Origin of the sequence: Paenibacillus popilliae ATCC 14706, assembly GCF_000315235.1 — a bacterium.
Taxonomy (GTDB): domain Bacteria; phylum Bacillota; class Bacilli; order Paenibacillales; family Paenibacillaceae; genus Paenibacillus_B; species Paenibacillus_B popilliae.
The window spans coordinates 1-429 of record NZ_BALG01000447.1 but is presented as its reverse complement, the minus strand read 5'-3'; the positions used below and the strand labels follow the sequence as shown (position 1 = coordinate 429).

Annotated in this window: 1 protein-coding gene; it reads right to left on the bottom strand. The window is 58.0% G+C overall.

The window, feature by feature from the left end:
* On the bottom strand, positions 1–429 hold a 429-nt coding region (locus tag PPOP_RS18135), incomplete at both ends, for an IS66 family transposase zinc-finger binding domain-containing protein (protein ID WP_042229959.1).

Here is a 429-nt window from a genome sequence, read left to right as displayed (position 1 = left end):
GCGGGCCGAGGCATTGGAGCCGTCACAATCGGCGTATGTAGTTCATGGCGCTCACCGTGCCGGCAGGCATACACCTGCCGCACATGCTGCACTACCTTGACCTGAGGCGGCACCACCGCTATCTCGCGACGGGTCTGCGTGGCCATCTCGTGCAGCGATCCACCGCAGCAGGTGCAGATTTGCTCGCCTTCGGCAAGGGTATACGTCACCGTTTCCAACGGCAGTTTGGAGAGATCTGCTTCACGTTTACCGCTCGATTTGCGGCGCTCGTAAGCAATCTGTTCCTTTTCCGGCTCTGCGTTAGGCACTGCCAGCACTTCGGCCTCATTAAACAGATTCAGTTCCAATTGATCCGGATGCGTCTTCTCGCTGGAAGCCCCGAAGCGCTTCTGCTGTGCAAGCCGGAACTGTTCCTCGTACCATTTGAGT